Source organism: Thiobacillus sp. (assembly GCF_013693775.1).
In the GTDB taxonomy this organism is placed as follows: domain Bacteria; phylum Pseudomonadota; class Gammaproteobacteria; order Burkholderiales; family Thiobacillaceae; genus Thiobacillus.
In genome coordinates this window covers 2,820,251-2,839,294 of the sequence record NZ_CP059257.1, presented here as the reverse complement: position 1 = coordinate 2,839,294, position 19,044 = coordinate 2,820,251, and the positions used below count along the sequence as shown (strand labels likewise).

Sequence of the window (19,044 nt, the reverse complement as noted above, 5' to 3'; positions counted from 1 at the left end):
GCCGCAGCCCTGGCGGCTGTGCTGAAGGACGCCGATCCACTATGGGCTAAAGCCCATGAAAGATCGTATGCGCTACACTCGGCGATATGAAAATAGCCGCCTGGAATGTCAACTCCCTCAAGGTCCGCCTGCCCCAGTTGCTGGACTTTCTCGCCACCCGCCAGCCCGACGCGGTGTGTCTGCAGGAAACCAAGCTCACCGACGATGCCTTCCCCGTCGCCGACCTCGCCGCGGCGGGTTATCGCGTCGTGTTTTCCGGACAAAAGACCTACAATGGCGTCGCCATTCTCAGCCGCACCGAACCGGTCGACATGCAGACCGGCATCCCCGGGTTCGACGACGAACAAAAGCGCGTGATCGCAGCCACGGTCGACGGCGTCCGCCTGGTGTGCGTGTACTGCCCCAACGGCCAAAGCCTCGATTCCGACAAATATCCCTACAAACTCGCCTGGTTCGATGCACTGGCCGCCTGGCTGAAGGATGAACTGGTGCGCCACNCCCGGCTCGCCGTGCTCGGCGACTACAATGTCGCCCCGGAAGACCGTGACGTGCACGACCCCGAAGTCTGGAAAGACTGCGTGCTGGTATCGGAACCCGAGCGTGCACGCTTCCGCGCCCTGCTGGAACTGGGTCTCAAGGACAGCTACCGCCTGTTCGAGCAGCCCGAANAAAGTTTTTCCTGGTGGGACTACCGCATGATGGGCTTCCGCCGCAATCACGGCCTGCGCATCGACCACATCCTGCTCTCCGCCCCGCTCGCGTCCGCCTGCACGTCGAGCACCATCGACCGCGACATGCGCAAGCTGGAACGCCCGTCGGATCACGCGCCGGTACTGGCGGAGATCGGCCTGGATGCCTGAATCCCGGTTTTCCCTTTGCGTTCGACCTATAATCCCCACAGCCACGGCGCAGACCGGGGGCCTGACAAGTATGTTCAACTTTCGACGGAGATTGTGATCATGAAAAAACGATATTGGCTGTTCTCACGACGGGTTTGTTCAGCCTCCAGGCGTACGCTGCGGACACGGTCAAGATTGCCCTGACCGGCCCCTATACCGGTGGCTCGGCCCCGATGGGCGTGTCCATGCGGGACGGCGCCAAACTGGCGATCGAGGAAATCAACCGCGCCGGCGGCATCCAGGTAGGCAGCCAAAAGATGAAGATCGAAGTGGTCGAGCGGGACGACGAAGGCAAGAACGAGCGCGGCGCCCTGATTGCCCAGGAACTGTCTTCCATGGGCGACCTCGCGGGTGTCATCGGAACGGTGAATACCGGTGTCGTCCTCGCGGGCGACAAGTATTTCCAGGAAAAAGGCATCACCAAGATCATCACGCCGGCGGCAGGCTCCGCCTCCATGACCCAGTGGAGCAAGGCCGGTGTGAAGGACCTGTCCATCTTCCGCTTCTCCGCCGATGACGGCATCCAGGCCGCCATGGTGGTGGAGGAAGCCATCAACCGCAAGCTCACCAAGGTGGCGATCCTCCATGACTCGACCAACTACGGGGTATCCGGACGCGACGACCTGCTCGACCAGATCAAGAAGCAGGGCAACAAGCTGCAGGTGGTGGCCACCGAGAAATTCAACATCGGCGACAAGGACATGACCGCCCAGTTGCTGAAAGCCAAGTTCGGCGGCGCCCAGGGCATCCTGATCTGGGGCATCGGGCCGGAACTGGCGGCCGTGTCCAACGGCATGGCAAAGCTGCGGATGAAGCAGCCCCTGATCGGCGGCTGGACCCTGTCGATGTCCAACTACATCGACAACGCGGGCAAGAACGGCAATGGCACCCTGATGCCGCAGACCTTCATCGAGGACCCGATCACACCCAAGGTCAAGAGCTTCATCGACAGCTACCACAAGGCCTACGGCGTATCCCGCATTCCTTCGCCGATGTCCGCCGCCCAGGGCTATGACGCCGTCTATGTCTTCGCCGCCGCCGTCAAGCAGGCGCAAAGCACCGATACCCACAAGATCAAGGATGCCCTGGAGGATCTTCGCGATCCGGTCAAAGGCGTGATCGCCACCTGGAAACAGCCTTACGGCAAATGGGATCCGGCCAACGAGCAGACCCACGAGGCATTTCGCCGCGCTCAGGTGGTGATGGGGATGGTCCAGGATGGCCGGGTGGTGTTCGCCAACAAGGCCGATCGCCAGCGCCTGATCAAGGAAGCGGGCAAATAAGATAAACAAGAAGGGGAGGGGCATCATTCCCTCCCCGGCTGCTGACAGCCAATACGACACACGCTATGTATACCCTTTTGATCGTCCAGCTGGCCGTGAGTGGCGCGCTGATGGGCATGGTCTACGCGCTAATCGCCTACGGCTTCCAGCTGACCTTCGCCACCAGCAAGAGCATCAACTTCGGCCAGGGCGAACTGGTCATGCTGTCCGCCTTCTTCAGCCTGACCCTCATCGACAGCGGCCTGCCTTACTGGCTGGTGGTCCCGGGAGGCATGCTGTTCGGCGCGGTGCTGGGCCTGTTCGTCGAACGGGCGGCGGTACGCCTGTCGCTGGAGCAGAAGGGCGAGGGCTGGATCCTGCTCACCATCATCCTGGGCCTGCTGGGTTTCTCGGCGGCCGAAAACATCTGGGGCCGGGACGACCGGCCCTTCCCCACCCCGATTTCATCCGATCCTCTGCATTTCTTCGGCATCGACGTCACCCCGCTGGAACTGTCGGTAGCCATCGGCGTGCTGGCAGTCATGGGATTGGTGGAGCTGTTCAAGCGCAAAACCTTGCTGGGCAAGGCGTTCGAAGCGGTGTCGGCGGATCGCGATGCCGCCCAGTTGATGGGGATCTCGGCCACCCGCACGATCCAGCTCTCCTACGGCCTGTCGGGTCTGGTCGCGGCGCTGGCGGGCATCCTGGTGGCGCCTATCACCACGGTGGGACCGACCATGGCCTCGGTGCTGATCCTCAAGGCCTTCTCGGTGGCCGTGGTGGCGGGGCTCGATTCCGGATTCGGGATCGTGCTGGTCGGCCTGTTCCTCGGCGCGCTGGAAAGCCTGACCAGTTTCTATCTCGGCAGCGGCTGGCGTGAGGCGCCCGGCCTGGTTCTGCTCATTCTTGCGCTGGCCGTGCGCCCCAACGGGGTGTTCGGCAAGGCCAGCATCCGGAAGGTATAGCGGACATGTGGAAACGCCTGCTTCTGATTCGTGGCGCCGAACTGGCGGTCCTGGCGCTGCTCGCCGCGATTCCCCTGATGGTGGACAACAGCTATGTCCTGGGCTTGCTGACGCTGCTCGCCATCTACGGCATCCTGTTGATCGGTCTCGACGTCACGGTTGGCTATCTGGGCCAGGTGAACCTCGCCCAGGCCGCTTTCCTCGGCCTGGGCGCGTATGCGGCCGGCCTCTGCGTGGCCAATTTTGACTTCGGCATGCTGGCGGCGCTGGCGGCGGCCCTCGTCGTGGGACTCATCTTCGGCACCGTGCTGGCCTTCCCCGCGCTGCGCCTGGAAGGCCCGCAGTTCGCCTTGGCGACCCTGAGCTTCTCGGCCCTCAGCGCAACCACCCTGAACGAATGGGAAGGCCTGACGCTCGGTGCCCAGGGCCTGCAGGTCAGCCGGCCGCCCTTCCTCGGCATGACGCTCGATGCGCCGGGCTTTTTCTGGCTGTGCCTGCTGCTGCTCGCCCTGGTCTGGATGGCGATGCGCAACCTGCTGTCGTCGCAATGGGGGCGCGCCTTCGAGGCCCTGCGCGACAGTCCCATCGCCACCGATGCCATGGGCGTCGGGACCTACCGCCACAAGGTCGCCGGCTTCGCCCTCGCGTCCGGGCTGGGCGGCTTGGCGGGCGGACTGTATGCCTTCAATTTCCAGTATCTGCAGCCGCAGAGTTTCGGTTGGGATCTGATGGTGATCCTGCTCCTGGGCGTGGTGCTGGGCGGGCGCAAGAGCCTGTGGGGCGCGCTGGTGGGCGCTTCCCTGATCGCCCTGCTGCCCAATCTGCTGTCCAACCGGNGGCTGTTCCAGATCTTTTCCGCGATCGGGCTGCTGATCGCCCTGGCGGCAGGCGGACAAGGCCTGCTGAAANAGACCACCCGCCCGTTCCAGGCCCTTGCGCCTGTTGCGGCCATGGGCATTCTGATGGTGGGCAGCCTGATCGTGGAGAACACCGAGGACTGGCGCAAGGCGATTTTCGCGCTGATGCTGTTTTCCGTAGTGGTGGGTTTGCCGGAGGGCCTGATGGGTTTCGCCGCCCGTTTCCTGACCAGGCTGTTCCACATCGAGCCGCCTCGCCTGCCGGCGCCGGCCTCGCTGGATACCGTCCTGCCCAAACGGACCGCGAACGGCGGCGCACTTCTGGAATTGCGCGGCCTGGAACGGTACTTCGGCGGCGTCAAGGCCGTGGATGGGGTATCCATGACCGTACAGGCCGGAGAAATCCACGGCCTGATCGGCCCCAACGGTTCCGGCAAGAGCACTGCGGTGAACGTCATTTCCGGTCTCTACGTCCCGACCGGCGGCGACATGCTGCTGCGCGGCAAGCTCTTGCCCGTCGGCAGCCTGTTCAAGGTGGCGCGGACAGGCGTGGCACGCACTTTCCAGAACCTTCAGCTGTTCGGCGAACTCAGCGCCCTGGACAACGTCATGGTCGCGCTCAAGGACGTTTACCGCAGTCCGCTGCCGCTTGTCCTGTTGGGGCTGGCCCGGGCCGAAGAAAACNGCGCCAGTGCCGCCGCTCTGGCCTTGCTGGAGCTGGTGGGACTCGGAGACCAGGCCCGCAGCCTGGCCAAGGACCTGACCTACGGTGACCAGCGCTTCCTGGAAATCGCCCGCGCGCTGGCGCGCAAACCTGAACTGCTGATCCTGGACGAGCCGGCGGCAGGGCTCGCCCATCCCGATGTGAGCAAGCTGATGGACATCATCAAGCGCATTCATGAACGCGGCATCAGCATCATCCTGATCGAGCATCACATGGACGTGATCAGCGAATTGTGCGGGGTCGTGACAGTACTCGATGGCGGCAAGATCATCGCCGCCGGAACGGCGGAGCAGGTCAAACGCGATCCCAAGGTGATCGAGGCCTATCTGGGTGTAGTGGACGATCCGGCAGGCGCCGCTGCACCCGCGCAGGCTGGATGAAGGGAAGGACGGAGCTGTGCTGACGGTCGAGAATCTGCATGCAGGATACGGGACGAGTGAAGTGCTCGTCGGCGTGTCGCTTGAAGTGAAAGCGGGCACGGTGGTGGCCCTGATCGGGGCGAACGGCGCGGGCAAGACCACCACCATGCGGGCGATATCCGGGATGATCCGGCCGAATCGCGGACGCGTGCTGCTGGACGGACGGCCGGTCCAGGATCAGGATGCCGCCCACATCGCCCGCCTCGGGTTGGCGCATTCGCCGGAAGGGCGGAAGGTGTTCGGCCCCTGACGGTGGAGGACAACCTGCTGCTGGGTGCCTATGGCCGCCTGCCCCGGTTCTTCGGCTTCCGCGCCCGAGCCGCCGCCGACCTGGAAAATATCTATGCACTGTTTCCGCGCCTCGAGGAACGGCGCTTGCAGACGGCCGGCACCTTGTCGGGCGGAGAACAGCAGATGCTCGCGATCGGCCGCGCCCTGATGTCCAAGCCCAAGGTCATGCTGCTGGACGAGCCCTCCATGGGGCTTGCCCCCATCATCGTGCAGGAGGTGTTCCACACCATCCGCCGTCTCAAGGAAACCGGCATCACCTTGTTGCTGGTGGAACAGTTCGCCAAGAGTGCCCTCGAAGTGGCGGACTACGCCTACGTGATGGACCGCGGTCACATCGCCATCGAAGGAACCCCGCCCACCTGCGCGAGGACGAGCGCGTGCTCGCCGCCTACCTGGGCTGATCGTCTGGACGCCGCGCCCGATTCCCAGCGCGACCCGGCCTGATGGATATCTGGCAGGGTCTCCTGCTGGTCGGCGCGGGCGTGCTCGGTGGCGCGGCCAACGCCATTGCAGGAGGCGGAACCTTCTTTACCTTCCCGGCCTTGCTTGCGGTGGGCGTTCCTCCCGTAGCGGCCAATGCGTCCAACTCCTTCGCCATCTGGCCGGGCCATGCCCTGGCCTTGCTGAGCTATGGCAAGGAACTCGGGCAGCGGCGCAAGGAATTGCCTCGTCTGATGGCGGCGGCCGTGTGTGGCGGCGCGTTTGGCGGCTGGTTGATGGTTCACAGCACGGACCGCTATTTCATGCAGGCCGTCCCCTGGCTCCTCTTGTCTGCCACCCTCGCCTTCGCCTTCAAGGGGCCAATGCTGGCCTTCAGCCATCAGCTCTTTNCCACACACCACGGAGGAAAGGGCGCACTCGCCGCGTTTCTCACGTTCACACTCGGCGTCTACGGAGGCTATTTCAATGCCGGGCTCGGCATCATGCTGCTTGCCACCCTGACACTGTCCGGCATTGAGGATACGCACGAGCTGAACGGCGTGAAGAATCTGCTCGCCACGGGCATCACCACCGTATCCCTGGTTTTGCTGGTGGCCAGTAGCGTGATCGTCTGGATTCCCGCTTTGGTCACCCTGACGGGCGCAATAGTCGGAGGCGTGTTGGGAGGACGCCTGGCACGCCGCATTCCCCGGAGATGGCTGGAGGGCACCGTGATCGGACTGGGCAGCCTGCTCACCGCGGTCTATGGCTTCAAGGTTTACGCCTGAGTCCGACGAGCCAGGCAATCTCAGTACTGCACCACCGCCGGATCGAGACTTCGCCACAGATACCAGGTAGCGACGGTACGCCAGGGCGCGAAGCGCACGCCATGCTCACGCAAGGCCTGGGGCGTGGGACGCGCATCATCCAGATAATGCACCGCAACGGCTTTCTGCAGGCCGATGTCGTCGACCGGCCACACGTCGGGGCGGCGCAGGCTGAAGATCAGGAACATCTCCGCCGTCCAGCGGCCGATGCCGCGTACGTCCACGAGCTCGGCGATCACCGCCTCATCGTCCATTTTNTTCCAGCGCGCCGGCTCGACGCGGCCATCGACGAAATGCCCGGCCAGGTCGCGCAGGTACTCGGCCTTGCGGCGCGACAGGCCGCACGCTGCCAGACCGTCCAATTCGAGCGTGGCGACATGCCCAGGCGTCACATGCCGAGCGAATTCGGCAAAACGCGCCCATACGCTGTCGGCAGCCTTGACCGAAATCTGCTGACCGACGATGGCGCGCGCGAGCGTCTGGAAAGGGTCGCCACGGTTGCCCAGCACCGCGTCGGGATAGCGCGCGATCAGCCCTGCCATCACCGGATCGCCTGCACCGAGTTCGTTGCAGGCCTGGTGCCAGTAGGTCGGTTGCGCCCGGGTTTTCACAGCAGGATGATGTCGTACTGCTCCTGCGGATAGGTCGTCTCAACCTGCAGCGACACCGGCTTGCCGATGAAGTCGATGAGTTGGGCGAGGCTGCCGGATTCCTCGTCGAGAAACAGATCGATCACGCTTTGCGCGGCGACGATGCGGTATTCACGCGCACCGAACTGGCGCGCCTCGCGCAGGATTTCGCGCAGCACGTCGTAGCACACGGTTTGCGCGGTCTTGATTTCACCCCGTCCGGCGCAGGTGGGGCAGGGTTCGCACAGCACATGCGCCAGCGACTCCCGCGTCCGTTTGCGGGTCATCTCGACCAGACCCAGCGTGGAGAATCCGCTGACGGTGGTCCGGGTGGGATCGCGCGCCAGGGTTTTCTTCAGCTCGGTCAGCACCGCGTCCTGATGCTCCGCGTTGTCCATGTCGATGAAGTCGATGATGATGATGCCGCCGAGGTTGCGCAGACGCAGTTGGCGCGCAATGGCTTGTGCGGCCTCGAGGTTGGTCTTGAAGATGGTATCGTCGAAATTGCGCGCGCCGACGAAGCCGCCCGTGTTGACGTCGACCGTGGTCAACGCCTCGGTCTGGTCGATGATGAGATAGCCGCCCGACTTCAGGTCAACGCGCCGCCCCAGTGCCTTGGCAATTTCATCCTCGATGGCATACAGGTCGAACAGCGGCCGGTCGGCACCATAGTGCTGCAGCTTGTCGTGCACCGCATGCGTATAGTTCTTCGCGAATTCCGCCATGCGCTGATAGGTTTCGCGCGAGTCGATCAGGATGCGGCTGGTGTCGCGATTGACGAAGTCGCGCAGCACGCGCAGCGACAGATCGAGATCCTGGTACAGCAGGCAGGGCACCGCGCAGTTGCCGCGCGACTGGATGCTGCTCCACAGCCGCCGCAGATAGTCGATGTCCGCCTGCATCTCGATGTCTTGCGCGGTTTCGGCCATGGTGCGCACGATAAAGCCGCCGGTGGCGTCTTCCGGCATCAATTGATGCAGTTTCTGGCGCAGGTGCTCGCGCTCTTCCTCGCCTTCGATCTTCTGCGAGATGCCGATGTGGGTTTCCTGCGGCAGGTAGACCAGGTAACGGCCGGCGAAGCTGATCTGGGTGGACAGGCGCGCCCCNTTGGTGCCGATCGGGTCTTTGATCACCTGCACCATCAGGCTCTGCCCTTCGTGCAGGATCTGCTCGATCGGACGTTCCGCTTCGCCGTTGTGACGTTCTTCCCATATATCGGCCACGTGAAGAAAGGCGGCGCGCTCCAGGCCGATGTCGATGAAGGCCGACTGCATGCCCGGCAGCACGCGCACTACGCGTCCCATATAGATGTTGCTCACCAGGCCGCGACACTGGGCGCGTTCGATATGCAGTTCCTGTACCGCGCCCAGGTGCAGCACGGCGACACGGATTTCCTGCGGCGTGACGTTGACGAGGATTTCTTCGCTCATGGCAAATGCTGGATCCATTTCTAAATCAAAACCGACGCGAACATCCACGGCAACCGCGTGGCGCGCCCGGAAAGCGGGCCTCGGTTTTGATTTAGAAAAGGTTTGGTTAAATATCGCTCAGACAGCGAGACCGAAGGTCCTCAATAAAATGGCTGTGTCATATAACGGCAGTCCCATGATGCCGCTGTAGCTGCCGTCGATATGTTCGACAAACGCGCCGGCGCGCCCCTGGATGCCGTACGCGCCCGCCTTGCCAAGGTATTCGCCGGTTTCAAGGTAGCGGCCGATGGCCGCCGCATCGAGCTCGGCCAATCTGACCTGGCTGGAAGACAGGCGCATTTCCATCCGGTCTTCGTGCTGTACCGCCACAGCGGTGTGTACTTGATGCGTACGCCCCGACAAGCGCATCAGCATGGCTTCAGCGCCGGCGCGATCGGCCGGCTTGCCCAGAATGGCGCCGTCGAGCTCGACCACCGTGTCCGCACCCAGCACTGGAAAACGCAACAGGCGGCGCGCGTCCACTGCACGCCAGCCGCAGGCAGCCTTTTCGATTGCCATGCGCTGTGCGAAATCGGACGCTACCTCATTTGCGCGCGGAACCTCGACGACGTCCATGCGACCCGCCACCGCACGCAGCGCCAGCACGTCGAAGGCCACCCCGATCTGTTTCAGAAGCTCGCGCCGCCGCGGCGACTGGGACGCCAGATAGATTCGTTTGTCGACCAGCATGATTCTCGTTATTCCCCCTCAATCCCGATGGTAGGGATGGCCCTTGATGATGCATGCGGCACGATACAACTGCTCGGCCAGCAGCACCCGCGCCAGCGCATGCGGCAAGGTCAGTTTCGACAGGCCCAGCAGCTTGCCGGCGCGCGTCTTCACGCTGGCGTCAAGGCCGTCCGCCCCGCCGATGACAAATGCCGGCGACAGGCCCTCCGCCATCCAGCCTTGCAGCCACGCCGCAAGCTCACGCGTGGTCGCCTGCGTGCCGCGCTCGTCGAGCACTACCGGCACACAGCCCGCAGGCAGCCCAGCCAGGATACGCTCGGCCTCCAGCTGACGCGCACGTGACCCATCCTCTCCTGCCACCCGATGCCCGGGCTTGATCGCATTCAGGAGCAGCGGCATGTCCGGCGGCATACGCCGTGCGTAATCCTCATAGCCCGCATCGATCCAGCCTGGCATCTTGTGGCCGACGGCGATCACATGGAGTTTCATCGGGCCACGCCAATCCTAGTGGTCGGCTTGATGTGCCGCGCGCGCGCTGCTTCGCCCGCGCCCCACAGTTCTTCCAGATTGTAATGGGCACGTGCGGCGGGCTGCATGACATGGACGATCACTTCGCCCAGGTCCAGCAGCACCCAGTCGCCCGTGTCCTCGCCTTCCGTGTTGCCCACGTATTCGCCCGCCTCTTTCATCTTGACGCGTACATTGTCGGCAAGCGCGCGTGTTTGACGGTTGGACGTGCCGCTGGCAATCACCATGCGTTCGAACAGCGAGGTGAGCTTGCTGGTATCGAGCACGGCGATGTCCTGGCCCTTGATGTCTTCAAGGGCGACGACGATCAGTTTAACTTTCTCTTCAATATTCATGTGCATGCGTAAAGTTGGTATTCGTGAATGTAATCCAGCACGGCGTCGGGAAGCAGGTAACGCGCACTGTCGTGTCGGGCGAGCATGCCGCGGATCGCGGTGGCCGAAATGTCCAGCAGCGGGGTTGTGCGCAGCAGTATCGCACCGGCCGGCTGGGCGGCCGGATTGCGGCTGGCGACCTGACGCTGCGTCACTTCGCTTTTCAAGGGCTCCATTATGGCGCCCGGCTGCAGCAACTGCGCACCGGGCCGGGTCGCCACGGCAATATTCGCCAGTTCGAACAACCGCCGCCAGTCGTGCCAGCCGGGCAGGCCGAGAAACGCATCCGCCCCCAGCAGCAGCCAGAGCGGCGGCTGCTGGCCCAGCTCGGCACGCAAGGCCATGAGTGTGTCGACCGTGTAGCTTGGCTGTGGGCGCTGCACCTCGCGCGCATCCGCCACAAAGCGCGGATTGCCGCCGATCGCGCGACGCACCATTTCCAGCCGGTGGCCGGCCGCCGTACGCGGCGCATCTCGGTGCGGCGGCTGCCCGGCAGGGATGAACAGGACGCGCTCAAGGGCCAGGGCATCGGCCATCTCCTCCGCCAGACGCAGGTGGCCGAAATGGATGGGGTCGAAGGTGCCACCCATCACGCCGATGGGCGGCATGGCCTTACCCGCGGACGTGCCCATCTCCCAATACCACCCACTTCTGGCTGGTCAGACCTTCCAGGCCGACCGGGCCGCGTGCGTGGATCTTGTCGGTGGAAATGCCGATCTCCGCGCCCAGGCCATATTCGAAGCCATCGGCAAAACGGGTGGAGGCGTTGACCACCACGCTGGCCGAATCGACCTCGCGCAGGAAACGCCGCGCCCGGCCGTAGTCCTCGGTGACAATGGCATCGGTATGGTGCGAACCGTGGGTGTTGATGTGGGTCATCGCGGCGTCGATATCGTCGACCATTTTCACCGCAATGATGGGGCCGAGATATTCCTCGTCCCAGTCGGTGTCCACCGCGGCCCTCAGCTTGTCCGCCGCGACGCCTGCACCCATCAGGATGCCCAGCGCCTCGGGACAGCAGCGCATTTCCACACCTTTGCCCGTCAGCATTTTCCCGATCTCGGGCAACACCGTCGCGGCGACCCCGCGCGCCACCAGCAACGATTCCGCGGTGTTGCAGGTGCCGTAGCGCTGCGTCTTGGCGTTCTCGACGATCTTCACGGCTTTCGCCAGATCGGCGCGGTCGTCGACGTACACATGGCAGTTACCGTGCAGATGCTTGATCACCGGCACCCTGGCTTCGCCGGTAATGCGCTCGATCAGACCCTTGCCGCCGCGCGGCACGATGACGTCGACGTAATCCTTCATGGTGATGAGTTCGCCCACCGCGGCGCGGTCGGTGGTCTCGATCACCTGTACCACGGTCGCGGGCAGCCCGGCGGCTTCCAGCCCTTCGCGCACGCAGGCGGCGATCGCCTGGTTGGAGTGCAGTGCTTCGGAACCGCCGCGCAGGATCGCCGCGTTGCCGGATTTGAGGCACAGCCCGGCGGCATCCGCCGTTACGTTGGGACGCGCTTCGTAGATGATGCCGATGACGCCGAGCGGCACCCGCATCTTGCCAACCTGGATGCCGGAAGGGCGGTACTTGAGGCCGTCGATCTCGCCGATTGGGTCGGGCAGGGCGGCAATCTGTTCCAGGCCATCCGCCATGCCCGCTATGGTCCTATCGGTCAACTGCAGGCGGTCGAGCAGCGCCGTATCGTAGCCCGAACTGCGTGCATGCTCCATGTCGCGCATATTGGCCTCGAGCAATTTTGCGGCATCGCGCCGGATCGCTGTCGCCATGGCCTGCAGGGCACGGTTCTTCTGGTTGGTGTCGGCACGGGCAATCATGCGCGAAGCTTCGCGCGCCTGTTTGCCCACCGTCTGCATATAGCTTTTCACATCCATCATCTTGTCCTGTTCCCTAGCTGCCCGGAATCAGGTCCAGCCAGTGTCATGCCCACGCGCAGCAGCGTATCCCAGGGGTCGCCCACACGCTCCAGCCCCTTGGCCTGACGGTCGATCAGCGCCAGGTCGGCCAGCGCTGTTTCGACCTGTGCAAGCGTCAGGCGTTTCAGCGCCCGCTCGATCTGCGGCGCCCGCTGCTTGTCGCGTCCCCAGAGCGTGCGCATCAAACCGGATAGGCTGTCGCCCTGTGCCAACGCCAATTTTAGCCTGAGGAGCAACTGCACTGCCGACGACACCTGCCACAGGATGGCCGGCACCGCTTCGCCAGCGTCCCTGAGATCGATGACCACCTGCGCAAATCGTACGCCGTCACCCGCATACAACGCATCCTGCAGTGCCTCGGCTTCGAGCCGGCTGACATCGACCACCGCATGTTCGACATCGGCCAGCGTCACCGTTCCTGGCGGCAGCAACAGCGCGAGTTTGTCGATTTCCTGCTGGGCGGCCAACAGATTACCCTCGACCTGGTCGGCCAGAAAATCCAGCGCGGCGCGTTCGGCACGCAGGCCCTGCCGGATCAACCGCCGATCGATCCAGTTAGGCAAGGACGTGCGATCGACCGGTCGCGCCTCGACGACCACACCGCTTTTGGCGAGCGCCGCGAACCAGCGGCTTTGCATGGTCTTCCAGTCCAGTCCCGGCAGGCTGATGAGCGTAAGCGTATCGGCCGGCAGGCGGCCAGCGTAGGTCTCCAATGCCTTGGCGCCGTCGACGCCGGGTTTGCCGGAGGGAATGCGGATTTCGGTCAGGCGGCGTTCGCCGAACAGCGAGAAATTATCGCCGCTGGCAAAAATACCCTGCCAGTTGGTGCGCCCCTGCGCCGTAAACACGCTGCGTTCGCTGTGTCCCGCCGCACGTGCCGCCGCCCGGATCGCGTCGCCCGCCTCCTGTGCCGCCAGCGGCTCGTCGCCCACCACCACGTAAAGCGCGGCCAAGCCGCGCGCAAGCTGCTCGGGCAGACGTTCAGCCGGGATGTTCATCGGCTGCTGGACTGGGCTTGATCGCCTGCAGACGGCGCACGATCCGCTGGGCGGCGTTGTCGTCCATATCGCGATACAACAGTTGCTCTTCCGCGCCCTTAGCCAGCACCTTGGTGTCGTCGTAAGTGATATCGCGCGTGAGCTCGAGAACCTCGGGAGCAGCCAGACGTTTTCCCGCCTTGTCGTTCACTGAATACGTCAGCCGCAGACCCAAGCGGTATTCGGTGACGCGTCCCGCCCCGGACAACGAAAGAATGACCTTGGTACGTTCTTCCTGGCTGATCTTGAGCACCGCCTCGGCTTCGCCCGCACTCGCCGCCAGCCGGGTTTTCTTGTTCGAGGTCAGGCTGTTCCGGATACGCTGCGCGACCAGGCTGCCGGCCGGCGCGTCGACATACAGGGTGGCAAACGGGATGCCGTCATAGCGGCGCAATTGGAAACCGCACCCGGTCGCGAGGAGCGCCGGCACGGCCGCAAGGAAGAGTCGTCGGTTCATAGCACGATATTAACCAAACGCCCGGGCACCACCACCACTTTNTTCGGCGGCTGGCCTCCCAGGTATTTCTGGGCCACTTCGCTCGCCAGCGCGGTGGCCTCGATCGCGGCCTTGTCGGCCGCCGCCGCCACGCGGATCTGCCCGCGCAGCTTGCCGTTGACCTGCAGCATCAGCTCGATCTCGTCCTGTACCAGGATATTCTCGTCCACTTCCGGCCAGCCCGCGTTGATGAGGCTTGGGCTATAGCCCAGTTCATCCCAAAGTTTCTCCGAAATATGCGGAGCAATTGGGGAAAGCACGCGGAGCAGGATTCCAAAGCCTTGAGCTTTCAGTGCCGCAGTTGGCGAAAACTCGATTGTTGTCGTTTCGCCTGAAGCTGCCGCTGGTTCTGTGATTCGGTACAGGCTGTTGAGCATTTTCATGCACGCAGCCACAACTGTATTGAATTGATTTTTCGAATAGTCGAACTGAGCTTGTCTCAAATTCAGGTGGATGTCACGCCCAAAGGCTTTCGCCTCACTCGATGCATTGGCCCAATCAAACGCCTTACCGGAATTGTTCTTCAGGTAGTCGTGGTAGGCGGTAATGCCCATCTGATTTTCAAACGCGAATGACCAAACCCGTTTGAGGAAACGATGTGCGCCCTCGACGCCGGCATCCGACCATTCCAGGCTCTGCTCCGGCGGCGCGGCGAACATGGTGAACAGGCGTGCGGTGTCGGCGCCGTACTGGTCGATCAGGGCCTGCGGGTCGACGCCGTTGTTCTTCGACTTCGACATCTTCTCGGTGCCGCCGACGATCACCGGCTGGCCGTCGGATTTCAGCACCGCCATGCCGTCCTTCATTTCGACATCAGCCGGGTTGAACCAGGTCTTCTTGCCGTCGGCCGCCTCGCGATAGAACGTGTCGGCGACCACCATGCCCTGCGTCAGCAGGTTGGCGAAGGGTTCGTCGCTCGCCACCAGGCCCTCGTCGCGCATCAGCTTGTGGAAGAAGCGCGCGTACAGGAGGTGCAGGATCGCGTGCTCGATGCCGCCGATGTACTGGTCGACCGGCAGCCACTGGTTGGCGCGTGAGTCGAGCATGCCGCCGTCGAAATCGGGGCAGGCGTAGCGCGCGTAGTACCACGAGGACTCGACGAAGGTGTCCATGGTGTCGGTCTCGCGCCGTGCCGCGCCGCCGCATTTGGGGCAGCTGCAATTGACGAAGTCGGCACGCTTGTTGAGCGGGTTGCCGGAGCCGTCCGGCACGACGTCCTCGGGCAGCACCACCGGCAGCTGCTCGGCCGGCACCGGCACGTCGCCACACGTGTCGCAATGGATGATCGGGATCGGGCAGCCCCAGTAGCGCTGGCGCGAAATGCCCCAGTCGCGCAGGCGGAACTGTGTCTTCTTTTCGCCGAGATTCTTCGCGGCGAGGTCGGCGGCGATGGCGTCGATCGCCGCCTCGTAACCGAGGCCGTCGTATTTACCGGAATTGACACAGCGGCCACGTACCTTGTCGCCATACCATTCCTGCCAGGCGTCGAGCGAGAAAATCTCACCATCAACGCCGATCACCTGCTTGATCGGCAGACCGTATTTCACGGCAAAGCCAAAATCGCGCTCGTCGTGCGCCGGCACGGCCATCACCGCGCCCTCGCCGTAGCTCATCAGCACGTAGTTACCGACCCAGACGGGCACCTGTTCGTCGGTGAGCGGATGCGTCACCTTGAAGCCGGTGTCCATGCCCTTCTTTTCCATCGTCGCCATGTCAGCTTCGGCGACGCTGCCCTGCTTGCATTCGGCGATGAATGCGGCGAGTTCGGGGTTGTTTGCGGCGGCGCGGGTGGCGAGCGGATGCTCAGCGGCGACCGCGCAGAAGGTCACACCCATGATGGTATCGGCGCGGGTGGTGAACACCCACAGCAGTTCATCCCTGCCGTCCAGCGTGTACGGGAAGGCAAAGCGCACTCCGACGCTCTTGCCGATCCAGTTCGCCTGCATGGTCTTCACCCGTTCGGGCCAGCCCGGCAGCTTGTCCAATCCGCTCAGCAATTCATCCGCGTACTGGGTGATGCGGAAGAAGTACATCGGGATATCGCGCTTCTCGACCAGCGCACCGGAGCGCCAGCCGCGCCCCTCGATCACCTGCTCGTTGGCGAGCACGGTCTGGTCGACCGGATCCCAGTTGACCGTGGCCATCTTCTTGTAGATCACGCCCTTCTCGAACAGGCGGGTGAACAGCCACTGCTCCCAGCGGTAGTAGTCGGGCTTGCAGGTGGCGAGCTCGCGCGACCAGTCGATCGCGAAGCCGAGCGCCTGCAGCTGCGTGCGCATGTGGTCGATGTTGGCGTAGGTCCACGCCGCAGGCGGCACGCCGTTGGCGATGGCGGCGTTTTCCGCCGGCAGGCCGAAGGCGTCCCAGCCCATCGGCTGCATCACGTTGAACCCGCGCATGGCGTGATAGCGCGCCAGCACGTCACCGATGGTGTAGTTGCGGACGTGGCCCATGTGCAGCTTGCCCGACGGGTAGGGGAACATCGACAGGCAATAGTATTTGGGGCGATCGGATGCGTCGCGGGCGCGGTAGACCTGGCTGGCCGCCCATTGCGCCTGCGCGGCGCGCTCGATTTCCGAGGGAAGGTATTTTTCTTGCATCAAAACCGCTCAAAATAGTGAAAATGCTGGTGGGCGATTATACCTATCGCCTTCATGCGGCTACCGCATGGCAGGATGGCGCTATTTTTGGTGCCNCCGGGAGAAACCGCATGCTCTGTCGAACGCTACGCCTGATTCTGCTGTGGCTGCTGGCCGGGTGGCAATTCGCCTGGGCGGATCCGCCGCCGGCAGAAGCCCCGGCCGCTTCAACCGATGTCCTGCAGCAGCTCAAATCTGCGCCCAGCCGGGGACTGCTTTACGAAGTCAGTCGGGACGGGAAGACCGCCTATCTTTTCGGCACGATACACGTCGGCAGGCCGGATTTCTTTCCGCTCGACCTTGTCGTCACGCAGGCCCTGGCACAATCCAGCGAACTGGTGGTTGAACTCGACGCTACCCAGAGCGACAAGATGCAGACTGCCGTACAGCGTCATGCCGTCCTGCCCGATTCCCAACGTCTCGATTCCCTGCTGTCGCCCTCCCTCCGGAAACGGCTGCAAACCCAGCTCGACACTCTGAGGGTCCCTCGCGACTCGCTTCAGGCATACAAACCCTGGATGGCCGCGTTATCGCTCATGATGGGCGCCATGCAGGCATCGGGCTTCGAGCCGGCCTATGCCACCGATCTGTACCTGATCGCGCTGGCGAAAGGGCTCGACAAGCCGATCGATGAGCTGGAAAGCATCGACTATCAGCTTGAGCTTTTCGACAGCACCACGCCCCAGGAACAACTCGCCTTTCTCGATGAAACGCTCCGGATGCTGGAGCAAGGCCGGCTACGCGGCGACACCCAGGCACTCGTCGACGCCTGGCTCGATAGCGATGCGCAGGCCCTGCAGCAGCAGTCGCTGGCATCGATGCGCGAGAATCCGCGCTCAGCGCGCTGGATGCAGCAANAACTGTTTACCGAACGCAACCGTCACATGGCAGCCAGCATCGACCGAATGCTCGCCGCAGGCCATCAGCCTTTTGTCGCCATCGGCGCCCTGCACCTGACCGGTGCGGACGGCGTGCCTGCCCTGCTGGCAATGCGCGGTTATCGCATCAAGAACCTTTACCCCTGAGGAGACCCCATGAAAAACCTGTTTCTACCCACGCTGATCGCCCTCTCTTTCCCGGCTGCCGCTGCCCAGCCCGACGTCCTGCCGGTCAAGCAGATCAGTCTCGAACTCGCGCGCGACATCGCCATGGGCGCTGTCGAAGCCTGCCGGGGACAGGGATATAACGTATCCGCCGTCGTGCTCGACCGCGCCGGCAACGTTCAGGCCGCACTGCGCGACACACTGGCGGCGCGCCACACCCTCGAAATCGCCGAGCGCAAGGCCGGCATGAGCATCATGTCCGGCATCGATTCCGGCGAATTCCGCGCCGCTCGCGGCGATATCCGTCCCGAACTCAACCATATCGACGGCCTCATCGTGATGGAAGGCGGCCTGCCGATCCGGGCTGCCGGCAGCCTGATCGGCGCGGTCGGGGTGTCAGGCGCGCCCGGCGGCGACAAGGACGCCGCCTGCGCCGCTTCCGCCCTGCAGAAAGTCGAGGAACGCCTGGAATTCGCCTCGTAGCGCATTGCGGCGGGACGCCCGCGCTGGCTGTGCGTTTGTTGCCAGCCACGGCCCCCTGCGTACCCGCGAGCGTATGCGCCGCCGCTACTACCACGGCCTACGCCTTGCGGTTAAAATGGCGCGTTTCGCTTTCATTCTCATACCTCTTCAGGGAGTCCCAGCATGTCCAAGAAGCATCCCGTCATTGCGGTCACGGGTTCATCCGGCGCCGGCACCACAACCGTCAAGCGCGCGTTCGAGCACATCTTCTTCCGCGAAAAGATCAACGCCGCCGTCATCGAAGGCGACAGCTTCCACAGCCTGTCGCGCGTTGAATTCAAGGAAGCGGTGAAGAAGGCCGAAGCCGAAGGCAACATGTCGTTCAGTCACTTCGGTCCGCAGTCCAACCACTTCGCCAAGCTGGCCGAACTGTTCGAGACCTACGGCAAGACGGGCGGCGGCAAGAAGCGCTACTACATCCACAGCGACGAAGAGGCTGCCGAGCACAACAAGCGCCTCAACACCAGCCTCAACCCCGGTGAGTTCACCCCGTGGGAAGACGTGCCCGCCGGTTCGGACGTGCTGTTTTATGAAGGCCTGCACGGTTTGGTGAAGACCGACGACGTCGATGTCGCCAAGCACGTCGACCTCGGCATCGGCGTGGTGCCCATCGTCAACCTCGAATGGATCCAGAAGATCCATCGCGACGGCGCCGAGCGCGGCTACTCCGCCGACGTCATCGTCGACACCATCCTGCGCCGCATGCCGGACTACGTGAACTACATCACCCCGCAGTTCTCGCGCACCGACATCAATTTCCAGCGCGTGTCGACCGTCGACACCTCCAACCCCTTCATCACGCGCGACATCCCGACGCCGGACGAGAGCTTCATCGTGATCCGCTTCCGCGAACCGAAGGGCGTCGACTTCNCCTACCTGCTGAACATGATCCCGAACTCCTTCATGTCGCGCCGCAACACCATCGTGGTGCCGGGCGCCAAGATGGGCTTCGCCATGGAACTGATCCTGGCGCCGCTGATCCAGGACATGATCGCGAACAAGAACAAGTAAACACAGTGGG

Annotated in this window: 18 protein-coding genes and 1 pseudogene; 9 read left to right on the top strand and 10 right to left on the bottom strand. The window is 63.6% G+C overall.

What is annotated here, in order from left to right; all coding sequences use genetic code 11:
- The first annotated feature begins 86 nt into the window (after positions 1-86).
- The 6 genes and pseudogenes from xth (at position 87) to HZY77_RS13935 (ending at position 6,625) form a co-directional block, all read left to right on the top strand.
- Positions 87-860, top strand: a complete 774-nt coding sequence (gene xth, locus HZY77_RS13965) for an exodeoxyribonuclease III (protein ID WP_296815979.1) — start codon at positions 87-89, stop codon at positions 858-860.
- A gap of 113 nt (positions 861-973) precedes the next feature.
- Positions 974-2,182 (top strand): ABC transporter substrate-binding protein, encoded by a 1,209-nt coding sequence (locus HZY77_RS13960; RefSeq protein ID WP_296815976.1) that lies wholly within the window; start codon positions 974-976, stop codon positions 2,180-2,182.
- A 65-nt stretch (positions 2,183-2,247) separates the two neighbouring features.
- Positions 2,248-3,126: a branched-chain amino acid ABC transporter permease gene (locus HZY77_RS13955; protein WP_296630114.1), complete on the top strand. Its 879-nt coding sequence runs from the start codon at positions 2,248-2,250 to the stop codon at positions 3,124-3,126.
- Positions 3,127-3,131: 5 nt separating this feature from the next.
- Positions 3,132-5,087 (top strand): branched-chain amino acid ABC transporter ATP-binding protein/permease, encoded by a 1,956-nt coding sequence (locus HZY77_RS13950; RefSeq protein ID WP_296815973.1) that lies wholly within the window; start codon positions 3,132-3,134, stop codon positions 5,085-5,087.
- A 16-nt stretch (positions 5,088-5,103) separates the two neighbouring features.
- Positions 5,104-5,818: pseudogene (locus HZY77_RS17900) on the top strand (ABC transporter ATP-binding protein).
- 42 nt (positions 5,819-5,860) lie between these two features.
- Positions 5,861-6,625, top strand: a complete 765-nt coding sequence (locus HZY77_RS13935) for a sulfite exporter TauE/SafE family protein (RefSeq protein ID WP_296815964.1) — start codon at positions 5,861-5,863, stop codon at positions 6,623-6,625.
- A 20-nt stretch (positions 6,626-6,645) separates the two neighbouring features.
- Here HZY77_RS13935 and HZY77_RS13930 read toward each other — a convergent pair whose 3' ends face one another.
- The 10 genes from HZY77_RS13930 to leuS all read right to left on the bottom strand — a co-directional run bounded on the left by HZY77_RS13930 (position 6,646) and on the right by leuS (position 16,419).
- Positions 6,646-7,275 (bottom strand): DNA-3-methyladenine glycosylase, encoded by a 630-nt coding sequence (locus HZY77_RS13930; RefSeq protein WP_296815960.1) that lies wholly within the window; start codon positions 7,273-7,275, stop codon positions 6,646-6,648.
- The gene (rng, locus tag HZY77_RS13925) at positions 7,272-8,723 is read right to left on the bottom strand and encodes a ribonuclease G (RefSeq protein ID WP_296815958.1); all 1,452 of its coding nucleotides are present in this window, start codon (positions 8,721-8,723) and stop codon (positions 7,272-7,274) included. The genes HZY77_RS13930 and rng overlap by 4 nt, the downstream gene beginning before the upstream one ends.
- Positions 8,724-8,840: 117 nt before the next feature.
- Positions 8,841-9,452, bottom strand: a complete 612-nt coding sequence (locus HZY77_RS13920) for a nucleoside triphosphate pyrophosphatase (RefSeq protein WP_296630132.1) — start codon at positions 9,450-9,452, stop codon at positions 8,841-8,843.
- Positions 9,453-9,470: 18 nt separating this feature from the next.
- Complete coding sequence (rlmH, locus tag HZY77_RS13915) at positions 9,471-9,941, bottom strand: 23S rRNA (pseudouridine(1915)-N(3))-methyltransferase RlmH (RefSeq protein WP_296815956.1); 471 nt, start codon at positions 9,939-9,941, stop codon at positions 9,471-9,473.
- Positions 9,938-10,315: a ribosome silencing factor gene (gene rsfS, locus HZY77_RS13910; RefSeq protein WP_296820922.1), complete on the bottom strand. Its 378-nt coding sequence runs from the start codon at positions 10,313-10,315 to the stop codon at positions 9,938-9,940. The genes rlmH and rsfS overlap by 4 nt, the downstream gene beginning before the upstream one ends.
- The gene (gene nadD, locus HZY77_RS13905; RefSeq protein ID WP_296815953.1) at positions 10,312-10,986 is read right to left on the bottom strand and encodes a nicotinate-nucleotide adenylyltransferase; all 675 of its coding nucleotides are present in this window, start codon (positions 10,984-10,986) and stop codon (positions 10,312-10,314) included. The genes rsfS and nadD overlap by 4 nt, the downstream gene beginning before the upstream one ends.
- A complete protein-coding gene (locus HZY77_RS13900) occupies positions 10,967-12,247 on the bottom strand; it encodes a glutamate-5-semialdehyde dehydrogenase (RefSeq protein WP_296815950.1) in 1,281 nt (426 codons plus the stop codon). The genes nadD and HZY77_RS13900 overlap by 20 nt, the downstream gene beginning before the upstream one ends.
- Entirely contained in the window at positions 12,244-13,284 is a 1,041-nt protein-coding gene (holA, locus tag HZY77_RS13895; protein ID WP_296815946.1) for a DNA polymerase III subunit delta, read from the bottom strand. The genes HZY77_RS13900 and holA overlap by 4 nt, the downstream gene beginning before the upstream one ends.
- Positions 13,268-13,780: an LPS assembly lipoprotein LptE gene (lptE, locus tag HZY77_RS13890; protein WP_296815943.1), complete on the bottom strand. Its 513-nt coding sequence runs from the start codon at positions 13,778-13,780 to the stop codon at positions 13,268-13,270. The genes holA and lptE overlap by 17 nt, the downstream gene beginning before the upstream one ends.
- A complete protein-coding gene (gene leuS, locus HZY77_RS13885) occupies positions 13,777-16,419 on the bottom strand; it encodes a leucine--tRNA ligase (RefSeq protein ID WP_296815940.1) in 2,643 nt (880 codons plus the stop codon). Before leuS ends, lptE begins: the two co-directional genes overlap by 4 nt.
- Positions 16,420-16,529: 110 nt before the next feature.
- On the opposite strand from leuS, the gene HZY77_RS13880 reads away from it, so the two are divergent.
- The 3 genes from HZY77_RS13880 (at position 16,530) to HZY77_RS13870 (ending at position 19,034) form a co-directional block, all read left to right on the top strand.
- Positions 16,530-17,483, top strand: a complete 954-nt coding sequence (locus HZY77_RS13880; protein ID WP_296815937.1) for a TraB/GumN family protein — start codon at positions 16,530-16,532, stop codon at positions 17,481-17,483.
- A gap of 9 nt (positions 17,484-17,492) precedes the next feature.
- The gene (locus HZY77_RS13875) at positions 17,493-17,984 is read left to right on the top strand and encodes a heme-binding protein (protein ID WP_296815934.1); all 492 of its coding nucleotides are present in this window, start codon (positions 17,493-17,495) and stop codon (positions 17,982-17,984) included.
- 162 nt (positions 17,985-18,146) lie between these two features.
- Entirely contained in the window at positions 18,147-19,034 is an 888-nt protein-coding gene (locus HZY77_RS13870) for a phosphoribulokinase (protein WP_296815932.1), read from the top strand.
- The last annotated feature ends 10 nt before the right edge of the window (positions 19,035-19,044 follow it).

What these genes read in the sequence shown, in the direction of transcription:
- HZY77_RS13955 (WP_296630114.1), top strand. Translation starts at nt 2,248, where the DNA reads ATGTATACCCTTTTGATCGTCCAGCTGGCCGTGAGTGGCGCGCTGATG.
- HZY77_RS13920 (WP_296630132.1), bottom strand. Translation starts at nt 9,452, where the DNA reads ATGCTGGTCGACAAACGAATCTATCTGGCGTCCCAGTCGCCGCGGCGG.
- rlmH (WP_296815956.1), bottom strand. Translation starts at nt 9,941, where the DNA reads ATGAAACTCCATGTGATCGCCGTCGGCCACAAGATGCCAGGCTGGATC.
- rsfS (WP_296820922.1), bottom strand. Translation starts at nt 10,315, where the DNA reads ATGAATATTGAAGAGAAAGTTAAACTGATCGTCGTCGCCCTTGAAGAC.
- nadD (WP_296815953.1), bottom strand. Translation starts at nt 10,986, where the DNA reads ATGGGCACGTCCGCGGGTAAGGCCATGCCGCCCATCGGCGTGATGGGT.
- HZY77_RS13900 (WP_296815950.1), bottom strand. Translation starts at nt 12,247, where the DNA reads ATGATGGATGTGAAAAGCTATATGCAGACGGTGGGCAAACAGGCGCGC.
- holA (WP_296815946.1), bottom strand. Translation starts at nt 13,284, where the DNA reads ATGAACATCCCGGCTGAACGTCTGCCCGAGCAGCTTGCGCGCGGCTTG.
- lptE (WP_296815943.1), bottom strand. Translation starts at nt 13,780, where the DNA reads ATGAACCGACGACTCTTCCTTGCGGCCGTGCCGGCGCTCCTCGCGACC.
- HZY77_RS13875 (WP_296815934.1), top strand. Translation starts at nt 17,493, where the DNA reads ATGAAAAACCTGTTTCTACCCACGCTGATCGCCCTCTCTTTCCCGGCT.